The 23,966-nt window shown below is 63.0% G+C and carries 19 protein-coding genes; 6 read left to right on the top strand and 13 right to left on the bottom strand.

Translation table 11 applies throughout. The features are described 5' to 3' along the window. Positions 1-7: 7 nt before the first annotated feature. From ACQ651_RS18785 to glpD, 6 genes are all read right to left on the bottom strand, one after another. Entirely contained in the window at positions 8-2,023 is a 2,016-nt protein-coding gene (locus ACQ651_RS18785) for an ATP-binding protein (protein WP_430450125.1), read from the bottom strand. Between the two features lie 269 nt (positions 2,024-2,292). Next, on the bottom strand, positions 2,293-3,615 hold the full coding sequence (locus ACQ651_RS18780) for an aspartate aminotransferase family protein (protein WP_430450124.1): 1,323 nt from the start codon (positions 3,613-3,615) through the stop codon (positions 2,293-2,295). A 5-nt stretch (positions 3,616-3,620) separates the two neighbouring features. Then, positions 3,621-4,052, bottom strand: coding sequence for a universal stress protein (locus tag ACQ651_RS18775; RefSeq protein WP_227287406.1), 432 nt, complete (start codon positions 4,050-4,052; stop codon positions 3,621-3,623). A 10-nt stretch (positions 4,053-4,062) separates the two neighbouring features. Next, complete coding sequence (locus tag ACQ651_RS18770) at positions 4,063-6,699, bottom strand: TRAP transporter permease (protein ID WP_430450123.1); 2,637 nt, start codon at positions 6,697-6,699, stop codon at positions 4,063-4,065. Between the two features lie 111 nt (positions 6,700-6,810). Further along, positions 6,811-7,782, bottom strand: coding sequence for a TAXI family TRAP transporter solute-binding subunit (locus tag ACQ651_RS18765; protein WP_121898962.1), 972 nt, complete (start codon positions 7,780-7,782; stop codon positions 6,811-6,813). A 224-nt stretch (positions 7,783-8,006) separates the two neighbouring features. Beyond that, a complete protein-coding gene (glpD, locus tag ACQ651_RS18760; protein WP_430450122.1) occupies positions 8,007-9,617 on the bottom strand; it encodes a glycerol-3-phosphate dehydrogenase in 1,611 nt (536 codons plus the stop codon). A gap of 276 nt (positions 9,618-9,893) precedes the next feature. On the opposite strand from glpD, the gene ACQ651_RS18755 reads away from it, so the two are divergent. After that, positions 9,894-10,655, top strand: coding sequence for a DeoR/GlpR family DNA-binding transcription regulator (locus ACQ651_RS18755; RefSeq protein ID WP_430450121.1), 762 nt, complete (start codon positions 9,894-9,896; stop codon positions 10,653-10,655). 319 nt (positions 10,656-10,974) lie between these two features. On the opposite strand, the gene ACQ651_RS18750 is transcribed toward ACQ651_RS18755, so the two are convergent. The 6 genes from ACQ651_RS18750 to ACQ651_RS18725 all read right to left on the bottom strand — a co-directional run bounded on the left by ACQ651_RS18750 (position 10,975) and on the right by ACQ651_RS18725 (position 17,037). Next, complete coding sequence (locus ACQ651_RS18750) at positions 10,975-12,426, bottom strand: aldehyde dehydrogenase (RefSeq protein ID WP_430450120.1); 1,452 nt, start codon at positions 12,424-12,426, stop codon at positions 10,975-10,977. A gap of 18 nt (positions 12,427-12,444) precedes the next feature. Further along, the gene (locus tag ACQ651_RS18745) at positions 12,445-13,158 is read right to left on the bottom strand and encodes an ABC transporter ATP-binding protein (RefSeq protein ID WP_227287411.1); all 714 of its coding nucleotides are present in this window, start codon (positions 13,156-13,158) and stop codon (positions 12,445-12,447) included. After that, positions 13,151-13,879, bottom strand: a complete 729-nt coding sequence (locus ACQ651_RS18740) for an ABC transporter ATP-binding protein (protein ID WP_227287412.1) — start codon at positions 13,877-13,879, stop codon at positions 13,151-13,153. The genes ACQ651_RS18745 and ACQ651_RS18740 overlap by 8 nt, the downstream gene beginning before the upstream one ends. After that, a complete protein-coding gene (locus tag ACQ651_RS18735) occupies positions 13,876-14,826 on the bottom strand; it encodes a branched-chain amino acid ABC transporter permease (RefSeq protein ID WP_430450119.1) in 951 nt (316 codons plus the stop codon). The genes ACQ651_RS18740 and ACQ651_RS18735 overlap by 4 nt, the downstream gene beginning before the upstream one ends. A gap of 4 nt (positions 14,827-14,830) precedes the next feature. Further along, complete coding sequence (locus ACQ651_RS18730) at positions 14,831-15,700, bottom strand: branched-chain amino acid ABC transporter permease (RefSeq protein ID WP_227287414.1); 870 nt, start codon at positions 15,698-15,700, stop codon at positions 14,831-14,833. Between the two features lie 101 nt (positions 15,701-15,801). Then, complete coding sequence (locus ACQ651_RS18725) at positions 15,802-17,037, bottom strand: amino acid ABC transporter substrate-binding protein (protein ID WP_375550826.1); 1,236 nt, start codon at positions 17,035-17,037, stop codon at positions 15,802-15,804. A 137-nt stretch (positions 17,038-17,174) separates the two neighbouring features. On the opposite strand from ACQ651_RS18725, the gene ACQ651_RS18720 reads away from it, so the two are divergent. Next, positions 17,175-18,062: a helix-turn-helix domain-containing protein gene (locus ACQ651_RS18720; RefSeq protein WP_430450118.1), complete on the top strand. Its 888-nt coding sequence runs from the start codon at positions 17,175-17,177 to the stop codon at positions 18,060-18,062. A 23-nt stretch (positions 18,063-18,085) separates the two neighbouring features. Here ACQ651_RS18720 and ACQ651_RS18715 read toward each other — a convergent pair whose 3' ends face one another. Beyond that, complete coding sequence (locus ACQ651_RS18715) at positions 18,086-18,838, bottom strand: IclR family transcriptional regulator (protein WP_430450117.1); 753 nt, start codon at positions 18,836-18,838, stop codon at positions 18,086-18,088. A 380-nt stretch (positions 18,839-19,218) separates the two neighbouring features. On the opposite strand from ACQ651_RS18715, the gene ACQ651_RS18710 reads away from it, so the two are divergent. The 4 genes from ACQ651_RS18710 (at position 19,219) to ACQ651_RS18695 (ending at position 23,937) form a co-directional block, all read left to right on the top strand. After that, positions 19,219-20,967, top strand: a complete 1,749-nt coding sequence (locus tag ACQ651_RS18710; RefSeq protein WP_430450116.1) for a thiamine pyrophosphate-requiring protein — start codon at positions 19,219-19,221, stop codon at positions 20,965-20,967. Positions 20,968-21,069: 102 nt separating this feature from the next. Then, positions 21,070-22,089, top strand: a complete 1,020-nt coding sequence (locus tag ACQ651_RS18705; RefSeq protein ID WP_227287419.1) for a TRAP transporter substrate-binding protein — start codon at positions 21,070-21,072, stop codon at positions 22,087-22,089. Between the two features lie 4 nt (positions 22,090-22,093). After that, positions 22,094-22,603: a TRAP transporter small permease gene (locus ACQ651_RS18700; RefSeq protein WP_375550831.1), complete on the top strand. Its 510-nt coding sequence runs from the start codon at positions 22,094-22,096 to the stop codon at positions 22,601-22,603. Positions 22,604-22,629: 26 nt separating this feature from the next. Beyond that, positions 22,630-23,937 (top strand): TRAP transporter large permease, encoded by a 1,308-nt coding sequence (locus tag ACQ651_RS18695; RefSeq protein ID WP_227287421.1) that lies wholly within the window; start codon positions 22,630-22,632, stop codon positions 23,935-23,937. Positions 23,938-23,966: the final 29 nt, after the last annotated feature.

Below are 23,966 nucleotides of genomic sequence, written 5' to 3'. Positions count from 1 at the left end.
TTTATCGTCAACGCGCCGCCGCCCCCCGCTCTCGTTGTGGCGCTTCCAGTTCCACCCGGAAAACGCTTCCCTGCCCCTCCACACTTCTCACCTTGATGGTGCCACCATGAAGTTCAGCGAGATGTTTTGCAATCGGCAAGCCGAGGCCCACGCCATCATGTTTGCGACTATTCGAAGCATCAACCTGCACAAAACGCTCAAAAATCTGGTCAATCTGATCCGGTGCGATTCCGCAGCCGGTATCCTCGACCTCGACCCATGTCTGCCCGCCATCCGATCCCGTCCGGACGGTCACGGTCCCGCTGTCGGTGAATTTCACGGCGTTTCCGATCAGATTGAGCAGGATCTGACGCAGCCGCAATGGATCGGCCAGAACCTCGTGCGCACCGGTCTCGACGATGATGTCGATCCCCTTCTTCGACGCGGCCAGTTGGAACTGTTCCACCAGTTCATCGACAATCGGCTCAAGTTCCAGCCGATCCGAGTGCAGTTGCAGCGTTCCTTCGTCAATCGCGGCCATGTCGAGGATGCCGGAGATCAATCCCATCAGCTGACGGCCCGAGACATCAATCTGCCTGCTGAATTTCTCCAGATCGGCCTTGAAGCTTTCAAGGCTTTCCTGCGCGCCATCGAAGTCCTTTATCGCGAGCCGGTTCTGCGTTTTCTTGAAATTCGGCAGCGAGTCCGGCTTTTTCAGAAAGGCATTGTATCCCAGCACGACCGTCAGCGGTGTCCGCAACTCGTGGCTGACCGTATTCAGAAACTCGGTCTTGGCCGCATTCGCGGCCTCGGATCTTGCAACGGCTTCCTTCAGTTCCGTGATGTCAACGCGCAGACCGGCCACACTGCCCGACGGCGTGGCACGTTCGACCACGCGGAGCCAGCGCCCATCCGACAGCTTTATCTCAAGCATCTCGCCCGGGTTGCGCTGTGCCGCCACGCGCTCCGCGATCCACTCTTCCTCGCGACCCTTGGATAAAGGATATTGTCCGGTCTCAACTCCACGACTGAGAATGTCTTCAAATCGCGCGCCGGGCACCATCAATTCGGCAGATGTGGGGTAAAGCGCCTTGTAGCGCTGGTTGCACATGATCAGACGGCCGGATTTGTCGTAGAGCGCAAAGGCGTCATCAAGCGCTTCGATGGCTTCGGACAGTTGCGTCTCCGCGGCATCCTTGCGATCCACGACCCATTGGAAGACCCTCATCAGCACCATGACCAGAGCCGCAAGGGCCAGCACGATGAACCAGATCTGATACCGGTCCGGCGGCAAGGCCGGCCAGCCGCCCGACGGCACCATCGACAAGGTCCAGTTCACTCCGGGCGCGATCACCGAAGTGGAAACCGGGTCCATGAACAAGACTTCACTGGAGCCAGACAGGATGCGCCCGTCCCGATCCTGCACCACATAAGCAATGTCGAGGTTCTCGACGGCGAGACCGGCCGTCTCGAACAGCCCATCGGCGTCGATCACCAGCGATACGACGCCCCAGAACTGGTTTTCGAAAGAGTTCGAGTAGTATCCGAACACCGCGGATCTGGTGACGAAACCACGCCCGCCCTGCACCAGATCGATCGGGCCGTCGATAATGGTCTCACCTGTTGCGATGGATCTCTCGACCGCGTCCATAAGGTCCGCCCGCTCGCGCAGATCAAGACCGAGCGCCGCTTGGTTCGGGGCAAACGGATAGACATACTCGATGACCAGATCCGGAGCCGCGGCGACGTTGATCACATTTTCCACGTTCCGGATAAGCTGGCTTGTCACGCGTTCGAATTCCCGCCGAGACATATCCGGCCGGGATGCGAATGCCGCCATAATTCCTTCGGTGATCAGGATCTTCTCGTTGATCGCGCGCTCAAGAGCCGATTGGAATTCGTTGTTGGATTCGATCAGCTGAAGCCTTTGATCAGACCGGAAATGATCGGAGTTCTCCATGTCCAGCACGATGCCGAAGGCAATCGCGGCAATCAGAACAGCGAGGTAGCGAATATAGGAGACTGCGGCCTTCAGGAGCGTCATCTCTATCCTTGTCGTTGCAGGGTCCGCACGCCCACCACTTGCCTGCCCTCGGGTTTCTTTAGCTCTACACTATAGGACAATCCTATGTTGTTAATAAGAACTAACAAATGGTTAACGATTTACTAACCACTTAAAGTATTTTTTAGATAACTGCCCGAGGCGAGGCAGGCAAGTGCAGAATGCCCCACCAATCGAAACTCCCCAAACGTTTGAACTAAGGCCATCTTGGGCACAACAGTTCCGCGGACAATCGACCCGCGGCTGCCATCTCAGGAGGCAATTGCCCGGTCGACCGCGCGCGCAAGCTTTCCGACAAGCTCTTCGATCTGCGCATCCTCAATAATGAAAGGCGGTGCAAGAAGGATATGATCGCCGTGCCGCCCATCAACCGTTCCTCCCGCAGGGTAGCAGATCAACCCCTCCTCCATCGCGGCGGCCTTGACCTTCGCGTGCAGTTTCCGGCCCGGATCGAAGGCGCGTTTGCTGTCGCGATCGGCAACCAGTTCGACCCCCCGGAAAAGGCCGCGCCCGCGCAGGTCGCCGACATGGGGGTGTTGCCCAAACGCATCTTGCAAGGCCGTCTCCAACTGCGCGCCCCGGGTTCCGACCCGCGCGATCAGGCCCCGCTCCAGGATGGCGCTGACCACCGCATGGCCGGCCGCGGCGGAAAGCGGATGGCCGTGATAGGTATGTCCATGCTGAAAGCTGCCGGAACCGTTGAGAATGGCATTGTAGATCGCCCCAGAACACAGCATCGCGCCCACCGGCGCATAGCCCGCGCCAAGACCCTTCGCGATGGTCACGATATCGGGCGCCACGCCCTCCTGCTCGCATGCGAAGAAACTGCCGGTCCGTCCCATTCCGCACATGACCTCATCAAGGATCAGAAGCACACCGTGACGGTCGCAGATCTCGCGGATGCGCGTGAAGTATCCCTCCACCGCAGGAACCGCCCCGGCCGTGGCGCCGACAACCGGCTCGGCGATGAAGGCCATGACCGTTTCGGGGCCCAGCCGTTCGATCTCGGCCTCCAACTCGTTCGCCGCACGCTGGCCGTAATCCGCGAGGCTCTCGCCTTCGGCGCGCTCGCGATAGGCAAAGCATGGCGCGATGTGGCTGGTCTCGACCAGAAGCGGTGCGTATTTCTCCCGCCGCCATGCGTTCCCCCCGGCAGCCAGGGCACCGAGCGTGTTGCCGTGATAGCTTTGCCGCCGCGCGATCACGCGGTGGCGATCTCGCTGCCCGATCTCCAGAAAATACTGCCGGGCGAGTTTGAGGGCCGCCTCGATGGCCTCGGACCCGCCGGACAGGAGATAGACCTTGTCGATCCCCTCGGGCGCGTTCGCGATCAGCAGATCGGCCAGACGTTCGGCCGGCTCCGAAGTGAAAAACCCGGTATGGGCAAAAGCGAGCTGATCCAGTTGTGCATGTATTGCGGCGCGGATCTCGGGATCGGAATGACCAAGGCAGGACACGGCGGCGCCGCCCGATCCGTCCAGATACGCCTTGCCGGTGCTGTCATAGAGATAACAGCCCTCGCCGCGCACCGCGGTTGGCAAACCTGCCCCGCCGCGACCGAAAACATGGCTCACTTGCGCTATCCTCCGCGGACGACAAAAACCGATTGCTTGGCGTGGCGCACGACGCGGGCGGCATTGGGGCCAAGTAGATAGTCGCTCAGCTCGGGCGTATGCGAACCCATCACGATCACATCGACCTGCAAGCGGTCAGCGGCCTCGATGATCCGGTCATAGACACGCCCATGCATGACATGCGGGTGCACCTCGACCGTGTCGGGGATGTTCTCGGCCACCCAGGCGGTCAGTTTCTCGCCAACCTGATGGAGCGCTTTCTCCTCGAACCCCTGCTCGAAAAAGCTGCCGACGACGGACATCCCGAAATCGGGCACCACGGTGATGACATGAAGTGTGCCGGCCCCCGGATCGCAAAGCCGCAATGCGGCAGGCAGGGCCTTGGACCAACTGTTTTCCGCCGAAAGGTCGATGGGCAAAAGGATTGTCTTGAACATCTCTCTCTCCTCAGAAGGCCGGTTTTGTCTGGCGCCGCCGTTGCAGCAGCATCACAAGGCCCAACAACAGCAAGGCGGGCAGATAGAACACCTGCTCGGGCATCCTTGCCTGCGGCACCCTGACCGAGGCCAGTTGCACCGGTGTATCGGCATAGAAATCGAAATCCGCGAGGCTTTCCGCCGTTGCGGTACCGAACATGGGCTCATCCAGGCGCACGGCCTCCCCCTCCGGGATCAGCAACAGCCCGGAATTCGCGATCCGCTCCACCCCATCGGCACCTTCGACATTGAGCACCAGTGTCGTCTCGGTCATCTCGCCGGAGTTGAAATCGGGGCCCTGGATCAGCAGGCGCAGCTGCGCGCCATCCTCGGCCTCTCCGACCGCAGTTTCAAACTGGGTCGGAGGGACGTCCCGGAACGGGTCCTGCACCATGTTGAGCCAGACGTTCGGCACGAAAAGCGTGAAGGCGACCAGAAGCAGCGCCGCGCTTTCATAGATCCGCGACTTCGCCAGAAAGTACCCCTGGGTCGCGGCGGCGAACAGCAGCATCGCAAAGGTCGCCACGATGAACACGAACACCGCCTGTCCGATACCGGCCCATGTGCCAAGATCGACACCGTATAGGATCAGCGTCGGGTTGAAGATGAACAGGAACGGAAGCGCCACAGTGCGCAAGCTGTAGAAGAATGCGGTGAAGCCGGTCTTGATCGGGTCGCCGCCGGAAACCGCGGCGGCGGCGAAACTGGCAAGCCCCACCGGTGGCGTTACATCCGCCATGATCCCGAAATAGAACACGAACAGATGGGCCGCGATCAACGGCACGATCAGCCCCTCCTGCGCGCCAAGCGACACGACGACCGAGGCCATCAGCGACGAGACGACGATGTAGTTCGCCGTGGTCGGCAGGCCCATCCCGAGGATCAGCGAGAACAGCCCGATCAGGACCAGCATCACGAAGAGATAGCCGCCCGACAGCTGTTCGACCAGTCCGGCAAGCTCGGTGCCGATCGGCGTGCGGGTCACGGTGGCCACGATGATACCGGCGGCTGCCGTGGCGACCCCGATGCCGATCATGTTGCGTGCGCCGGCGATCAGGCCCTCGACCAGATCGTTGAAACCGCCCTTGAACTCCTCCATCATCCGCGCGCCTTCGCCGCGGAACAGCGCCTTGAGCGGACGTTGGGTGACGATGATGCCGATCATCAGGGCGGTTGCGAAGAACGCCGATCGCGCCGGGCTTTGCCGCTCGACCATCAGGAACCAGACCAGCACGACGATGGGCAGAACGTAATGCAGGCCCGTGGCGTAGATGTCCTTGACCTCGGGAAGCGAGATCTCCTCGGCGTTGGGGTCATCGACCTCCAGATCCGGCTTGCGCGCCGCGATGGCAACCAGCCAGACATAGACCGCCGCAAGCAGCGTCATCATGATCGGCCCGGTCAGCGACGGCACCGTGTCGCGCAAGGCGCCCACGCCGTAGATCAGCGCGGTGAACCCGGCCCCGGCCACCGCGAAACCGATGAAGAACTTCACCAGCATGCCCGACAGGCTCTTGGCCTTGCCAAGGGCGGGCATGTCCTTTTTCAGCGCCTCCAAATGCACAATATAGATCAGTGCAATGTACGAGATCACCGCTGGAATGAAGGCGTGCTTGATCACCTCGACATAGGAAATGCCGATGAACTCGACCATCAGGAACGCGGCGGCGCCCATCACAGGCGGCATGATCTGACCGTTGACGGAGGAGGCGACCTCGACAGAGCCCGCCTGTTCGCTAGTGAAGCCCACCCGTTTCATCAGCGGGATCGTGAAGGTTCCTGTGGTGACCACATTCGCAATCGAGGACCCCGAGATAAGCCCCGTCATGGCCGAACCGACCACCGCGGCCTTGGCCGGGCCGCCCCGCAAATGGCCCAGCCCCGCGAAGGCCAGCTTGATGAAGTAATTGCCCGCACCCGCCTTGTCGAGCAGCGAGCCGAACAGGACGAATAGGAAAACGAATGCCGTCGAAACGCCCAGAGGGATGCCGAAGACGCCGCCGGTGTCCAGCCATTGGGCGTTGATCAGGGCCGTGAAGGACAATCCTTCATGCTCGATCAGTTCGGGGATCAGCCAACCCTGGCCGAGATAGGCATAAAGCAGGAAGATCGAACCCACGATGGTCAGTGCCGGCCCGAGGGCGCGGCGGCTGGCTTCCAGCAGCAGCAGGATGCCGACCGCGCCGATGATCACCTGGGTTTGCGTCGGCAGGCCCGACCGCGCCGTCAGGGCCAGTTCGTCGGAGAACAGGAAGATATAGAAGGAACAGAGCCCCGCGACGCCCATCAGGATCCAGTCAAAGATCGGAATGCGGTCCCGGGGGGAGGATTTGAACGCCGGATAGGCCAGAAACGCCAGAACGATGGCGAATGTCAGATGTATCGGGCGTGTCTGCGATGAGTTCATGACCGACAGGTATTCCGCAAACCAGAGCTGCGGCTGCGCGATCCAAAGCTGGAACAGCGACCAGATCAGCGCCAGGCCGGCGATCAACAGGGCCACATTCCGATTTGCAGGGGCCCGCGCGCCGCTGTCGGTGCTGGCGACCAGATCCTGCAGTTCCTCGTCGGTAAATTGGCGCCCCTCGCGCCCGTCCTGATCCGTCATCGGGCCACTCCCATCATGATGGTGCCGTTCATGGGCCACCTATTGGATCCCGGACGCGGAAACGGGCCTGCGCCCGGGATCGGTCTTTCATGCACGCTGACCGGCGACCGGTTACTCGATCAATCCGGCCTCGCGGTAGTAGCGCTCAGCGCCCGGATGCAGCGGTGCCGACAGGCCGTCATTGGCCATTTCCGCCGGATCAAGATTGGCGAAGGCCGGATGCAGGCTGCGGAACTGGTCGATATTCTCGAACACGGCACGGACCACCTGATAGACCACTTCTTCGGGCACATCGGCAGACGTCACGAAGGTCGCGCCGACGCCAAAGGTCTGAACGTCCTCATCGGTGCCGCGATACATGCCGCCCGGAATGGTCGCGGTGCGGTAGAACGAATTCTCCGCCACCAGCCGGTCGACCGCCTCGTTCGACACCGTCACGAGGATCGAGTCGCAGGCGGTCGTGGCTTCCTGGATCGAACCCGAGGGGTGGCCAACGGTATAGATCATCGCATCGATGTTGTTGTCACACAGCGCCTGGCTCTGTTCGGCGGCCTGAAGCTCGGAAGCGACGGTGAAATCGTCCATCGTCCAGCCCATGGCCTCCATCAGCACTTCCATCGTGCCGCGCTGACCGGAGCCGGGGTTGCCGACATTCACCCGCTTGCCCTGCAGATCCTCGAAGGTCTCGATGCCTGCATCCGCACGGGCCACCACGGTAAACGGTTCGGGATGGACGGAGAAGACCGCGCGCAACTCTTCGAACGCGCCCGTTTCCTCGAACCGCGACGTGCCGTTGAAGGCGTGATATTGCCAGTCGGACTGCGCCACGCCGAATTCCAGCTCACCGCCGCGGATGGCATTGATGTTGAAGACGGAGCCCCCGGTGGATTCAACGCCGCAGCGGATGCCGTGCTCGGCCCGGTCCCGATTGACCAGACGGCAAATCGCGCCGCCCGTCGGATAGTAAACCCCCGTGACGCCGCCGGTGCCGATGGCGATAAAGGTCTGATCCTGCGCAGCAGCAGCGCCAGCGCCCAGGGCCGTTGTGGCCGCGACAAGCGCGCCAACCAAATGTCTGTTCATTAATTCTCTCCCAGTTGATCACTCTGAAACACGAATATGAGACCATGAAGCAAACCCCTGAAACTAGTCAAGGGGCGGGCCCAACCGTTTCATATGAAACAAAAAATCCCAAGCGGTGGTTTCCTTCTTATCGTTCCGGGCGGCGTTGGCGCCGGTTCGGCGCGCCTGCGCCGGGCCCTCGCGGCGGGCAGGCCATGCCGGCACGCTTCACCCTTTGCGCGCAGTTACTGGCTGTCCGAGGCCATCGCCGGTTGGCCTGCCAGGTACCGTTCCATCCAGCGATCCAGCGCCTCGATCTCGTCTGGCGACAGCCGCAAGCCCAGCTTTGACCGGCGCCAGACCACATCGGCCGCGCGTCGGGCATATTCCTTCTCGATCAGCCAGATAACTTCCCGTTCGGTGAGTGTCGCGCCGAAGTCCAGGCCCAGATCCTCGGCCTTTTGCGCATCGCCCAGCACGTCCCAAGCCTCGGTGCCATAGGCTTTCACCAGACGGCGCGCCCAGGCGGCACTCAGATAGGGATGCTCGGTCTGCAACCGGCTGATCAGTGCCGCCACGCCATCCACCGGGAAATCGCCGCCGGGCAGCGGCACGCCCGCGGTCCATGCCCCCGAAAGCCCGGGAAAGAATGGGGCGACTTTTTCCATCGCGCCTTCGGCCAGGCGGCGATAGGTTGTGATCTTGCCGCCGAAGATGTTGAGAACGGGCGCACCGCCCTCCGAATGTACCTTGAGCGTGTAATCCCGCGTTGCCGCAGTGGCGGAAGACGCCCCGTCATCATAAAGCGGGCGCACACCGGAATAGGTCCAGACGATATCATCGAGGCCGATGTGGCGTTTCAGATACTGATTGACGAAATCGACCAGATATCGCTGCTCCTCCTCGGTGCAGACAGGCGGGTTTGACGGTTCGTCATGGTCCTGATCCGTCGTTCCGATCAGGGTGAAGTCGCTCTCATAGGGGATTGCGAAAATGATCCGCCCATCGGTTCCCTGAAAGAAATAGCATTTGTCATGATCGAACAGCCTGCGCGTCACGATATGCGACCCGCGGACCAGCCTGACATCCTCCCGGGAGTTGAGGCGGAGCGTGCCGTGGATGACCTCGCCTGCCCAGGGGCCGCCCGCATTGATGAGAACCCGGGCCTCAATGATACTCGTGGCCCCGGTTTCCGTATCCTCGACCGTGACCTGCCAGATCGCGCCCTTGCGGCTTGCGGACAGGACCTTGCGGCGGCTGAGGATCCACGCGCCGCGCGCCTCCGCGTCGCGGGCATTCAGAACCACGAGCCGGGCATCCTCGACCCAGCAATCGGAGTATTCGAAGGCGCGTTCGAACTTGTCCTCAAGCGGTGCCCCCTCAGGCGCCGTGCGTAGATCGAGCGTTTTGGTCGCGGGCAGGATCTTGCGCCCGCCCAGGCTATCGTAAAGAAACAGGCCCAACCGGATCAGCCAGGCAGGCCTGCGCCCTTTCATCCAGGGCATCGTCAGGCCGAGCAGTTTGGAAGTCGGCGTGTCCCCCTCAAACCGCATGTCGCGGTGATAGGGCAGCACGAAGCGCATCGGCCAGCTGATATGGGGCATGGCGCGCAGCAACGTCTCCCGCTCGATCAGTGCCTCGCGCACAAGCCTGACTTCGAAATACTCCAGATACCGCAACCCGCCATGAAACAGCTTCGTCGAAGCACTGGAGGTTGCCGAGGCAAGATCGTTCATTTCGACCAGCACCACATCAAGGCCCCGGCCGGCCGCGTCCCGCGCGATGCCACAGCCATTGATGCCGCCGCCAATGATCAGAAGGTCGTGAATATGCGTTGTGGTCGGGGTTGCGTCCACGGATTCCTCTCCTGCGCCAGCGCGCTGATGTCCTGAGATCCGCACATGTTCTGCGCCTTTCCGAATAAAAAGGAAAGTCAGAATTTTCTTTTTTGTTCGATATGGGTTCGCTATCAAGCGGGTCAGGGGGGTCTGGCAGCAGCAACCGGCGGACGCCAGACTTTGCGACAAGGAGTTCGCGCAGATGCGCCTGAAAAGCTCGCCGAACGTACTGATCCTGCGTTCCCCTTCGCGAAACCTCGGACATTCCCGCACCTTGGCCTTCGGAGACACATTATGACGCTTAGCTTTCGGCAGGTCGAAATCCTCGAAATCGCCAAACGCGATGGCAAGGTCACGGTCGATAGCCTGGCCCGGCATTTCGGGGTCACGCTTCAGACCATACGCCGCGACCTGACGGAACTGGACAATGCAGGCCAGCTTGACCGCGTTCACGGGGGGGCGATCATCTCTTCCGGAACCACCAATGTCGCCTATGAAGAACGCCGCTCCCTGCATTCGGAGGAGAAGGCGCGGATTGCCCGGCTCTGCGCCGGCGCAATTCCCGATGACTGCTCCGTTTTCCTGAATATCGGCACCAGCACGGAGGCGGTTGCAAGCGAGTTGCTGCACCATCGAAACCTCATGGTGGTGACCAACAACATCAATGTCGCGCGCATTCTGGTCGCCGCGGAGCAGTGCGAGGTGATCCTGACAGGCGGCAATCTCGGGCGTTCCGATGGCGGGCTCCTCGGGCCGCTCACCATGGACGCGGTGCGGCGGTTCAAGTTCGATTATGCGGTGATCGGATGTTCGGCCCTCGATCAGGAGGGCGACCTCCTGGATTTCGACATTCAGGAAGTGGGCGTGAGCCAGGCCATCATCGCCCAAGCGCGACAGTCATTCCTTGTCGCGGATCACTGGAAGTTCCAGCGGACGGCGCCCGTGCGGATCGCCTCTCTCGCGGATCTGGATGCGTTTTTCACCGATCGTCCGCTGCCCGGTGAACTTGCGGAGAAATGCCGCGACTGGGGTGTCGAGGTTCATGTGACCGGTTGAGATAGGGGCGGAGCGGTCGAGCCGATATCCCGATTTCGCCGCCATATCGTAGCGCTACGAGACTGGCGGAGCCCTTCGGAACGAGCGGCACCGGATGAGTCAGAACCATCCGGTACCCAAATCCCAGTTCCGTCCGACAAGTGCCCAGGCAGGACAAGTCGAGCGGTTGGGCTTTTCCAGCCTTGCACCTCACCTGGCATCGGCATGCCGCTCTTTTCCACTCAATTGCGGTGCGGTGTCCCTTTCCCGCCGGCCCCGTTCCTGACGGCCACAGAAAACCGTGGCCGCCAAACTTCCCCCGGGGCCAGTGGGGCCGGCGCTATATCGGATAATGCGGGATACCTTCCTGGATCGTGATCCAGCGAAGTTCCGTGAACTCCTCAATTCCGGCCGTGCCGCCGAAGCGACCGTAGCCGGAGGCCTTCACCCCCCCGAAGGGCATCTGCGCTTCGTCGTGAACGGTGGGGCCGTTGATATGGCAGATGCCCGACTCGATTCGTCGCGCCACACCCACGGCGCGCATCACGTCGCGGCCGAACACACTTGCCGACAGCCCGTATTCGGTGTCGTTGGCCACCCGCACCGCCTCATCAATGGAGCCGACCCGAACGATGGAGGCGGTGGGGCCAAAGCTTTCCTCGGTATAGATCCGCATGGTCGGCACGACATTGTCGAGTAGCGTCGCCTCGATCAGGACGCCATCGGTCGTGCCACCCGCGATCAGGTCTGCGCCCTTGTCGACCGCGTCGGCGATCAACCCTTCGATACGCTGCGCGGCGGTGATGTCCACGACGCAGCCGAGCGGGGCCGCGGCCTCGCGCGGGTCGCCCGTCTTGAGGGTGCGAACCTTGGCGGCCAACGCCTCCACGAAGGTATCGGCGATGGACTCCTGAACAATGATCCGCTCGGTCGACATGCAGATCTGGCCCTGATTCATGTAGGCCCCGAACGCCGCCGCCGCGACCGCCGCGTCGATATCGGCATCGTCCAGCACGATCAGCGGCGCCTTGCCGCCGAGTTCGAGAAGCGCGGGCTTGAGATGTTTGGCCGCCGATTGCGCGATGATCCGGCCAACGCGGGTGGAGCCCGTGAAGTTGACGCGACGCACGGCGGCATGGCCGATCAGCGCTTCGACGATCTCGGCCGCGTCTGCCGGATCGTTCGAGACCGCGTTGAGGACACCCGGCGGGAAACCTGCGCTCTGGATCGCCTCCACGATCAGTCGGTGGGTGCGGGGGCAGATTTCCGAGGTCTTCAGCACGACCGTGTTGCCGCAGGCCAGAGGCATCGCGATCGCCCGGACACCCAGGATCACCGGGGCATTCCAGGGCGCCATGCCCAGAACGACGCCCACGGGCTGGCGGATTGCCATCGCCATGCTGCCCGGGCGGTTCGAGGGGATGATCTCGCCCTTGATCGAGGTCGTCAGCGCACCCGCCTCGCGCAGCATGTCGCCGGCGAGCTTGATGTTGAACATCGCCCAGGGCTTGGTCGCGCCGATCTCGTCCGCCATGGCGGCGACGATGTCTTCCGCGCGCGCCTGAAGCGCATCGGCAGCCGCGTTCATCAAGGCGCGGCGTTCGCCCGGGCCCGTCGCGGACCAGCCCGGAAAGGCCGCCGCGGCGGCATCGGCCGCGCGCGTCGCATCCTCGACCGACGCGGCCGCGGCAACGGTGGCCGTCTCCCCCGTCAGCGGATTATCCCTTGTGAAGGTGCGCCCGCCCGAGGCCTGCACGTCCTCTCCGGCGATCAGCAGTTCCAGCATTTCCATAGTCGATCTCCCTGTCGGTCAGCTCACGGTTCCTAGAAAGGCGTTTTGCACGGCGTCGTCGGTCAACAGGTCGTCGGCGGACCCCTCGCCCGTCAGACGGCCGGCTTCCATCAGATAGCCCCGGTCGGCGACACCCAGACTCAGCCGCACATTCTGCTCGACGATCAGCAAGCTGACCCCGGTCTCGCGGATCCGGGCGAGCGCGCGAAAAAGCTCCTGCACCACAATCGGAGCGAGGCCCAGGCTCGGCTCGTCGAGAAGCAGCAGATCGGGGTTCGACATCAGCGCGCGGGCAATCGCCACCATCTGCTGCTCGCCGCCCGACATGGTGCGCACGATCTGTCCCTGCCGTTCGGCAAGGCGCGGAAAGAGATCGTGGACAAGCTCCAGTCGCTCCGTCTCTACCGCACGCGCGCGAGCGGGGTTGGCGCCAAGCCGGAGGTTGTCACGCACCGTCATGCCGCCGAAAAGGCCCCGCCCCTCGGGCACCAGAGCGATGCCGGCGCCGGTGATCTCATGGGCCGGGGTCCCCGTTACGTCGCGGTCCTGAAACCGGATCGCCGATCCGGGCTGGGCGGCGATGATCCCCGAGATGGCCTTCAGGAGAGAGGTCTTGCCGGCCCCGTTGGCGCCAAGGATCACCACCGTCTCGCCGGCAGCCACGGTAGCGGAGACCCGGTCGACCGCCAGATGCTGGCCGTAACGGATGGTGACGTCTGAAAGCTCAAGCATGACCATCACCCAGATAGGCCGCGACCACGCCGGGGTCCTTCAGAACCGTTTCCGTCGGACCATGGGCGATGATCTCGCCCGCGTTCATCACCACGCAGCGTGCACAGAGCGCGCGCACCGCATCCATGATATGTTCGACCAGCAGAACCGACATGCCCGCGCTTTGCAGACGGCGGACAAGGTCGATGCCGATCTGAAGTTCGGATGGGGTCAGGCCGGCAAGCCATTCGTCAAGCAGCAGAAGCGCGGGTTCGGACGCAAGCGCCCGGGCCAGCTCCATGCGCTTCTGGTCGATATAGGTCAGGTTGGCGACGTTCTCGCCACCGCGACCGCCAAGGCCAACGAAGGCGAGCTTTTCCTCTGCCAGATCGCGGGCGTCCGGCCCCCAATGTTTGAAACGTCCGAAGGCGAGCGAGACAAGAACGTTTTCAGCCACGGTCAGTGACGGCAGCGGGCGGACAAGCTGGAAGGTGCGGGCAACGCCGTGCCGGGCAATGCGATCGGGGCGCAGGCGGCTGATACGCACGCCCCGCAGCGTGATTTCGCCGGCCGTGGGCAGCAGGGCACCGGAGATCATGTTGAGGACCGTCGTCTTGCCCGACCCGTTGGGACCGAGCAGGCCCACGACCTCGCCATCCGCCACGTCGAAGCTGACATCCTTGACTGCCACCAAGCCGCCGAAGCGCTTGCGCAAATGGGTGATCTGCAGATGAGAGCTCATGCCGCGCCACTCCGTTCCTTGTCCTCGGGCGGCGCCTTGCGTGCCGGGCGACGCAAGCCTTCGATCTTGGCAAGCACCCCCTGCGGCAGGAAGAAGACAATGCCGATGAAGAAAACTCCAAGAATGATCGAGAAGTAGTTGGGGAAGTTGGCCGAGAGCCATTCGAACAGCAGGAACAGCGGGATCGCGCCAAGTGCCGGCCCCCACAGCCGGGTGGCGCCGCCAAGAAGCGCCATGATCAGCGTCAGAAAGGAGATCGTCGGATTGAACACGATGGCGGGCTCCACATAGACCCAGCGCGGGGCCTGGATGGCGCCGACCAATGTAATGATCGTGGCGCTGAGCGCGAAGAGCATGAGCTTGGCGCGGGAGACGTTGATGCCCGCATGGGCCGCCACGACCTCATCGTCGCCGACCGCCCGCAGCGCCAGCCCCAGACGGCTTCGGTTGATCCACCAGGACAGAAGCAGCGTGGCCGCGGCAAGCGCGAGAAGCTGCCAGTAGATATGAATGCCCTCGAACGGCAGGAAAATGTAGCGGCCAAGCGTGCCGGTGACGTTGACTTCGTACCAGGTGACAAGCTGGCGTATCAGTTCGGCCAGCCCGAAGGTGAAGATCACGAAATAGATGCCCGCAAGGCGCAGCGTCGACAGCCCCACGATCAATGCGACGGTCAGGCCGATCGCGCAGGCGCAGAGCAGGACCAGCGGGTAAGGCAGGGTTTCGGACAGGACCGCCATGGTATAGGCGCCGATGCCGAAAAAGGCGACCGTCGCAAGCGAGACATAGCGGGTGGGCCCGGAGAACATCGCCCAGGCCGAGGCCAGCACGACATAGCCCGTCATGCCGACCAGCAACCCGATGCCGTAGGCATTCAGGAACAGCGGGGCGATGGCGAGGCCCGCAAGGGCGGCGGCGGCAAGGATGAAGGCAACGGTCGTGTTCATGCGCTTACCCCGCCTGTCCGAAAAAGCCGGTGGGACGAAGGATCAGCAGCAGAAGGAAGATCGCATAGGTTGCTGCAAGGGTCAGCCCGGGATCGATGTAGGCGGCCACAAAGGTCTCCACAAGGCCGAGCAGAAGCCCGCCGATCAGCGCGCCGGTCAGGCTCCCCTTCCCGCCAAGGATCACCACGATGAGCGCTTTCATGGTGAAGATGACGCCGATGGTGGCGGTGAAGGTCTGGTACATCGAGACGACGACGCCCGCGGTGGCGGCGAGAGCGCCGCCCAGTGCGAAGGCGGTGCGCGCCGCACGATTGATGTCGATGCCCACAAGCGGGGCATTCTCCGGCGCGATGGAGACGGCGCGCAGTGTCATGCCCCACCTCGTGCGGCTCAGCACGAAGATCAGCGTGATACCGAAGACGAGCGCCAGCAGAAGCGCCAGAAGACGGTTCGCGGCGACGATCGTGCCGAAGAGATCGACCGGCGTGTTGAGAAAGGCGTAGCCGGTATAGTTGCCTCCAAAAGCCACCAGAAGAACACCCTGGATCACGAAGAGCAGGCCGAAGGTGACAAGGATGGAGTCGACCTCCAGTGCGCCCGCATTGGGCGCGCGGGCGACCAACGGGCGCATGATGATCCGGTAGACCGCGTCGCTCAGCACATAGCCGACCGGCACGACGATCATCAGCGCCAGTATCGGGCTCAGCCCGAAAACCGAAAACAGAACGAAGCTGGCGAAACACGCGGCGATGATCGTGTCGCCATGGGCCAGGTTCATGATCCGCGAGATGCCGAACTGGATCGTCAGGCCCATCGCGACCAGCGCGTAGGTGCCTCCGGCGACGAGCCCGGTGATAAGTGTGTCGATCAGCATCGGTGGTCTCTCACGGCAAGCCGGGGTGACGTGTCAGCCCCGGAAGAAGCGGCATCGGGCCCGCGCGTGACGATCGCGTGCGGGCCCGACCTGCGGAAGTCTCAGTTCCAGCCCGGCTTCGGAAGTTGCGGCGCGCTGGCCCCTTCGCGGTCTGTGGGCGCGACGCCGACAAAGGTACCGCCCTGCCATTGTCCGACCCACCAAAGGTCGCGAAGCTGGTTGTTTTCCAGCGTGATCGTGCCCGCCGCCGTCTCGAACGTGCCAGTCGCCAGTTCCTGCGTCACGGCCTCCCGATCCAGCCCAACCCGTTCGATGGCCTGTTGCAGCATCTGCAAGCTGGAATAGGTGATGACGCTGGCCCAGTAATCGGCGGGCGCGCCGATGACCTCTTGATGGCGTTCGCGATAGGCCGCGTTCAGCGGGTTGTTGGGGTCGATGCCGCCAAGGCTCATCACCCCCTCCACATTTTCCGCGTTCATGTTCTGAAACACCGGGAACCCCGCGCCGACACCCAGATAGAAGAGCGGCGGGCTGTAATCGACGACCTGCGCCTGCTGCATCAGCGCGAATGTGTGCGGCGGATAGGAGAAGGCGACGAAGCTGTCGGCCGTTGTGGCCCGAGCCTCGTTGAGGATGGTGGAGAAGTCGGAGGTTCCGACGGGGAAGACCTCGTCGTAGACAAGCTCGAATCCGGCCTCGGTCAGAGCGGGCCGCGCGGCATTCACGAGATCGATCCCGAACCCGTCAGCGACCGAAATCATGGCGACCTGATTGTTGATCGCACCGGCATCGCGCGCCTCGGCCATCACCGCGGCCAGGGCAGTCGAATAGTCGGCGCCACCGCCCAGCAGCCAGAAGCTCGACGGCCAGCGCTCGACGAATTCCGGCGCGCGGTCGGTCACCGCGGTCACGGCGATCTGAGGATAGCCGGCGCGCGCCATCAGCGGGGCGATGGCCAGGTTGAAGCCCGTGCCCCAGGGCGGAAGGATGAAATCGACCTCGTCCTGGGTGGCCAGACGCTCCACCGCGCGCACGGCTTCTTCCGACGAGGACCGGTCGTCATATTCGATCACCTCGATGGGCAGACGGCTTCCATCGGGCAGAAGCAGGCCGCCCGCGGCATTCACGTCTTCGACCCACAGGCGATAGTTCGGAATCGTGGTGATCCCCGCGCCGCCGGCATTTGCCCCGGACAAGGAAACGGCATATCCGATTCGGACCGACGTGCGGTCATCCTGCGCGACCGCGCCCTCCGACATCGCGGACAAGAAAAGCGCGGCAGCGCCAAACGCAGATACGGAGCGCAAGAAAGCGCGCCTCAGAACAGTCTGTGACATTGGTTCCTCCCTATATTTGCGACCCGCTTTGCGCGGTGTTTTTCCGGGCTGCCCAGAGCGGGCGGCACGGTATCGTTAAAATCATAGCTTGCAGGAGTTGGGCCGATAATAGACGATTTGAGTATTAAATTGCACTTTTGAGGTGTTCCGGGGAGGCGAAGATCGGCGAGGTTCCGACGATTCAGGCGGACCGTATCCGCAGCGCGCTGACAGCGACGGAGTTCGCCCTGCGCGGGCGGCGGTGCGGCCTGTTCGTGCTGGATGCAGGGTCGGTTCGGCTGATCGAGGGCGCGCGGGAAACAAAGGTGGACGCGCCATGCCTCGTCTGGCTGCCGGCGGGCAGCACGGCGCGGCTGAAGCTCTCGGCCGGGACGCCGGGGTTTTCACTGCGCCTTACGGAGACGGTGATCGGCCGCGCGATGCCGGCGGGAGGCCTGTCCGGCCATATCCGCTCCACCATCGGAGGGAGAGTTCTGGCCTTCAACACGGCCGGGTCGCGTAGCTTCGACCGGCTGCGGAGTCTCTTCGACGAGATCGAAGCAGAACTCTCCGGCGCGCCACCGGGGTCGGACATGGCCGTTCAGACACTGGTGTCGCTGGCGCTGATCCATATCTGGCGGGCGGCGGCCCCCAAGATCGAACGATCGGTGGCCTTGCCAAGCCGGATCGTGCAGGACTTTCTGGGACTCGTGGAGCTTCACCTCACCCAGCACTGGACGGTCGGCCAGTATGCGGAAGCGCTCGGCATTTCGCGCGATCGCCTGAATACCGTCGTCCGCCGGGCCATCGGGCGCAGCCCGCATTCCCACATCCAGGCGCGCCTGATGGACGAGACGAAGACGCTGCTTCTGCAATCCGACCTGCCGATGGCACAGATTGCCTACAGGCTGGGATTCAATGATGCGGCCTATTTCAATCGTTTCTTCCAGCGGCATGAGGAGGTGCCGCCCGGAAAGTATCGCAGGCTGCAAAGGCCCACGGGCGGTGACGATGACAGGCGCGCGTCATATGCCGCGTGGCCTTAGGCTGCGTTGCGACGTGCCCCTCATTAGCCGCCTTGATCCTGGATCTCCTGCGCCGCGCGCCTCAATCGCTCGATCGCGCGCGCCACGAACTGATCGTCAAACCGGCTCAACAAACCGAAAAGAGAGAGCGTGAGGATGATCTCACCCGTTTTGCCTTTCACGGGGATCGAGACCGCGCCCAGATCCACCTCGTTTTCACCCTTGTTGATCGCAAACCCCTGGCTGCGGATCTGGTCAAGCTCCCGCTCAAGCACATCCAGATCCTGTATCGTCCGATCGGTCAAGGCGACCAGCCGATACGCGCCGAGACGTGCCAGACGCTCCTTCCGGGTCAGCGACGAAAGCCATAGCTTCCCCTGCGCCGTCGAGTGGAGCGGCAAGATGGTGCCGACCTTGATGGCGATGTTGAACGGGCGGTTCGGCGTGGCCACGGCCATGCAAACCGGGCCGCCGCGGGACAGGCGGCTTGCCATGACGGACTCGTTCAACTCCTGGCTGGCGCTTTCGATAACCGGCTTGACGACATTCGACAGCGGGTTCGTAAGCTGCTCCAGGCTGCCCAGTTCGGCGGCGCGTGGCCCCAGACAATAGCTGCCCCGTTTGTAGCTCGCCAAAGCCCCGACCATCACGAGGGTCGACAGGAACCGGTGCGCAGTGGCCGGGTTCATTCCCAGCTCATGAACGACGATCTGGGAGGTGATCTCGGGCCGGTCGGCACGAACGAGGCTCAGGATTTCGAAACTCTTGAGAACCGATTCATTGGGTTTTGTCGGCACGTCTGATCCTTGATCCTCGGGTCGATGTCAGGCCAACGGCGGGACCGCCTTGAAGGCACCCGTCCGCTCACAAAGACATATCACATGCAGGCTCCATGGAAAGCAATATCTCACTATGTGAGATTAAATTCTCAGAATCCCGATTGACCGGCCTATTTTGAAGCATATGGTGAAGCATCGAAGTCAAAGAGTGAGATAGGGGGCAGTCGCGGCATGAAGGTGTCACAGGTCATCGACAACGCCAGCGTGAGACCCGCGGGCCGCGCCGGATGCCGCCCGCATCGCCGGACCTGCGCCATGCCCATCGTCGCCCAAACCGCAACCGGCACAGTCACCGGCCCAGCCCGGTCGGTTCCCATACTGCGCGGGCGGAGGGCGGCATGACGCGCAAAACCGCTATCGATATCGCGCCGGTGGCCGAGCCGACCGAGGTCGCCGCGGGCGGCGCCCTCTTCAGCAAGCTCAAGACGCTCGGTGTCGATTATGTGTTCGCGAATTCCGGCACCGACTTCCCGCCGATCATCGAAGGCCTGATCGACGCGACCCGGAAGGGTATCGACCTGCCCACGCCGGTCACCTGCCCCCATGAGCATGCCGCCCTTGGCATGGCGCATGGCTACTACCTTGTGTCGGGGCAGATGCAGGCGGTTCTCCTTCACACCAATGTCGGTCTCTCGAACGGGGCGACCGGGGCGATCAACGCCGCCTGCGATCAGATCCCCGTTCTCATTATGTCAGGCCGGACGCCCGTCATGGAGAAGGACCGGTTTGGCGCCCGCACCGTGCCCATCGGTTGGGGGCAGGAAATGTATGACCAGACCGCACTGGTACGGGAAGTGTCGAAATGGGAATATGAGTTGCGGTTCCCCGAGCAACTCCCCGAGCTTCTTGACCGGGCCGCCGCCATCGCCAACTCGACGCCCAGGGGACCTGTCTATCTCAGCCTTCCGCGGGAAGTGCTGTGCGAGCCGATCCCGACCGAGCAGGCCGGCGCTCCGGCGAGGATGCAACCAGCCGACGTGGCGCCGAACCGGGCTGCGCTGACCCAGGCGGCACAACTCTTGCGGGCGGCTGAGCATCCGCTGATCATCAGCCAGCGCGGCGTCGGCTCGGACGCGGCATTTGAGGCCTTTGCCGGCTTCGTCGACGATTGGGCGTTTCCGGTCTGCCAGTACTGGGCGAACCAGCTTTCGCTCTCCAACCGGCATCCGATGAGCATCGGGCCGGATCCGGCCGATCTGCTGGCCGAGGCGGATGTCGTCCTCGTGATCAATGCGTTGGCGCCTTGGTGGCCGGACGGCACGACCCTGCGTGATGACGCCACGGTGATCCAGCTGGGGCCGGATCCATTGTTTTCCCGCACACCCGTTCGCAACTTTCCCGCCGATATCTGCCTTGCGGGGGAAACGTCGGACGCGCTGATCGCACTGATCGAGGAAATCGGCACCCCGCCCGCCGGGTCAGAGGCAATCTCCCGCCGGCATCGCCATATGTCCGCGCGGTCCGAGGCGCGCCGCGCGGCCGCACTTGAACATGCAACATCTGGCTCCGGCGGGCCCATGACGAAAGAGTGGGTCAGCCATTGCCTTGGCCAGGCGATCAAGGGCCGCAAGGCGACGGTGTTTCACGAACTGGGCGCCCCCATGGAACCGCTCGATCTGGAGCATCACAACAGCTATTTTCAGGAGCCTTACTCCGGCGGGCTGGGCTGGGGCTTTCCGGCGGCGCTTGGCGCGCAACTCGCCGATCCAGACCGGCTCGTTTTCGCGACCATGGGCGATGGCAGCTACATGTTCGCCAATCCCACCGCCTGCCACCAGATCGCGGAGGCCTTGGCCCTTCCGGTCATCACGCTGGTGCTGAACAACGAAGAGTGGGCGGCCGTCCGGCACTCCGCCGAGGGGCTCTACAAGGATGGGCTGGCGCCGAAGGCGAATGAAGTCCCGCTCACATCTCTCCGGCCCAGCCCGGATTTCACGAAAACGGCCGAGGCCAGCCGTGCCTATACCGAAACGGTCCTGACCGGCGATGCGCTGCCCGCAGCGCTGGAACGCGCGATCGACGTCGCGACACGGGACAGGCGGCAAGTCCTGCTGAACATCGCCATCCAGCGGACCGGTGCGGCCTGATCGGAACAAAGGAACGACAACCCAACCGCAAACACTCACCGGACAGAAAAAGAAGACATGCGGTGCCGACGACACGGAAACTCACCAAGGGAGGAAACCACGATGATGACCACACAGAGAATAGCAGCAGGCGGCGCGGTCGCGCTTGCAATTGCCGCAGCACCCGCCGGTGCGACGGAACTCCGTTTCGCAAACTGGCTCCCCGCCCAGCACGTTCTGAACACCACGGTGTTTCCCGCATGGATCGACTCGCTCGTCGAAGCCTCGGGCGGCGAAATCGAGGTCGCGGTCTTCCCCGCGCGCCAGCTTGGCGCGGCGGGCGACCATTACGACCTGGCGGCCAACGGCATCGCCGACATAGCCTTCATCAACACCGGCTATCAGCCCGGCCGTTTCCCGATGGTCGGCGTGGCCGAACTGCCCTTTCTCATCGACGACCCCGTGACCGCGGAAACCGAGGCCTTCGACGGCTGGTATCGCGAATATGCGGAAGAGGAGATGGCGGAGGTCAAGTTTTGCCTGACCTTCAATGGCGGTCTCTACGCGCTGCATTCCGTCGAACCGGTCGTGAGCATCGAAGACATCGACGGGATGCGCATTCGCCTGCCGAACCGCACGCTTGCGAACTACTTCGGCGCGATGGGCGCGACCAATATTCAGATTTCTGCGCCCGAGTCCCGCGAGGCGCTGGAGCGTGGCGTGGCCGATGCGATCCTGTTTCCGTGGGCTAGCCTTTTCCCGTTCGGAATCAACGATGTCGTTCAGAACCACCTCGATATCGACATGGCCTTCAACAACTTTGCCTTCGTGATGAACCAGGCGACCTATGACGGCCTTTCGGATCGGGCGAAGGCCGCGGTGGACAGCCATTGCACGAGCGAATGGGCGGCGCGTATCTCCTCGGGCTGGCTCGCCGTGGAAGCAGATGGCCGGCAGCGCCTCATAGACGACGGCCACACCATCAACGTGCCGAGTGCCGAGCAGCTTCAGGCCTTCCAGGATGCGGTTGAACCGGTACGCAACGAGTGGCTCGCGGCAGCCGACGACGCCGGCTACGATGGCCAGGCCGCCTATGACGCCCTGATCGAGGCCTTTGCCCAGACGCCCGCGGACGGGAACTGAAGCAATGTCCCGCGCCTTTCAGCGCATTGTCGCCGCGGTGGAAAACATCGCGGCGGCAGCCCTTCTTGTGGTGACGGTGCTGTCGTTTTCGGCCGTCGTTGCCCGGTACGTCTTCAACACCGGGATTCCCGATGCATTCGATGGCGCGCGCTACCTTCTTGGCGTCGTGATCTTCTGGGGCCTCGCAAGCGCGTGTTATCGGGGCGATCACATCACGATGGATGCCGTATGGGCGCTCTCGCCCAGGCGCCTGCGATGGGTGATCGACGTACTCTCCAACGCGATTGTCACCCTCGGGCTCGCCTTTCTTTTGTGGAAGTTCACCGAGAAGGTGATCGACACCTGGACCGCAAATCACGGCACGATCGACCTCGACCTGCCCGTGGCCGGTTTCTACGCCTTCGCGTGGTTCGGTCTGGTGGCCGCGCAGGTGTTCGGCGTTATCCGGCTGGTGCGGATCCTTCGCGGACGCGGTGACACTCCCTCCGAAATCCCGGTGCAGACGGCCGACTGACCCGACATTCCAAATGGACCCCAGACATGGATCGTGACCTCATTGCCGCCTTGGGTTTCGGCCTTCTATTCACCCTGATGCTTCTCCGCGTGCCGGTCGGCTTCGCCATGGGCATCTCCGGTGTCGTAGGCTTCGCGGCGGTCACGGGGTTCAACTGGGACGTGGCACTGAACCTGTTGTCCTCATCGCCGATCTCCACGGCAACGAAGCACAGTCTGGCGCTGATCCCCATGTTCATCTTGATGGGCGCGTTCGCAACCGCTTCGGGCATGAGCCGGGAGCTTTTCGGATTTGCAAGCGCATGGCTCGGCCATCGCAAGGGCGGGGTCGGAATGGCGACAATCGGGGCCTGCGCGGGCTTTGCCGCGATTTGCGGCTCTTCCGTCGCCACGGCGGCCACCTTCTCCAAGGTCGCCTTCCCGGAAATGCGCCGCCTGGGGTATTCCGAGCGCCTGTCCTCCGGCGTCATCGCGGCAGGTGGTACCCTCGGCATCATCATCCCGCCCTCCGTCCCTCTTGCGCTCTACGGCATCCTCACGGAACAGAACGTGGGCGAGCTGTTCATTGCCGCGATCATTCCCGGCCTTCTTGCCGCGTTGATGTACATTCTGACAATCCGGGTGATTGCCGGGTTCTCCGGCTCCGAGATGAAAAGCGTGGAGAAGGCGGCCTGGAGCGTCCGGTTTGCGGCCCTGCGCGGCATCTGGGCGATCCTGCTGCTGTTCATCTTCATTTTCGGAGGCATTTACGGCGGCATCTTCACCGCCACCGAGGCGGCCGCCATGGGGGCCATGGGTGCCCTGATCATCGCTCTGGCACGCCGCCGCATGAGCTGGGCGAATTTCTGGGAGGCGCTGCGCGAAACGGTTCGGACGACGGCGGCGATCTTCACGATCCTGATCGGCGCCCTGATCTTCGGCTACTTCCTGGCGATCACCCAAGTGCCTCAGGACCTGACCAACGCGATCATCGACATGGGACTCAACCGATACGTCGTTCTCGGGATCCTTCTGGTCTTCTTCCTGCTGCTCGGTTGTGTGCTAGATCCGATCGCAATGATCCTTCTGACCGTGCCCATCGTGTTTCCGTTGATCCTGGAGCTGGGCTTCGACCCGATCTGGTTCGGGATCATCATGGTGATGACGGTCGAACTGGGCCTGATCACACCGCCGGTGGGTATGAATGTTTTCGTGATCAAGAGCGTGCTGCGGACCGTGGGGCTGACGACGATCTTCATAGGCGTCGCGCCATTCGTCCTCAGCGACCTGATACGCCTTGGTATCCTTGTCGCCTTCCCCGATCTGGTGACCTACCTGCCAAGCCAGATGGAGTGACGGCTGCCGCGCGTTCTGAGCGAAAGCTG

Source organism: Rhodophyticola sp. (assembly GCF_965284195.1).
Lineage (GTDB): Bacteria > Pseudomonadota > Alphaproteobacteria > Rhodobacterales > Rhodobacteraceae > Rhodophyticola.
Note: the sequence above shows the minus strand (reverse complement) of the source record. Positions and strands in the feature narration are given on the sequence as shown.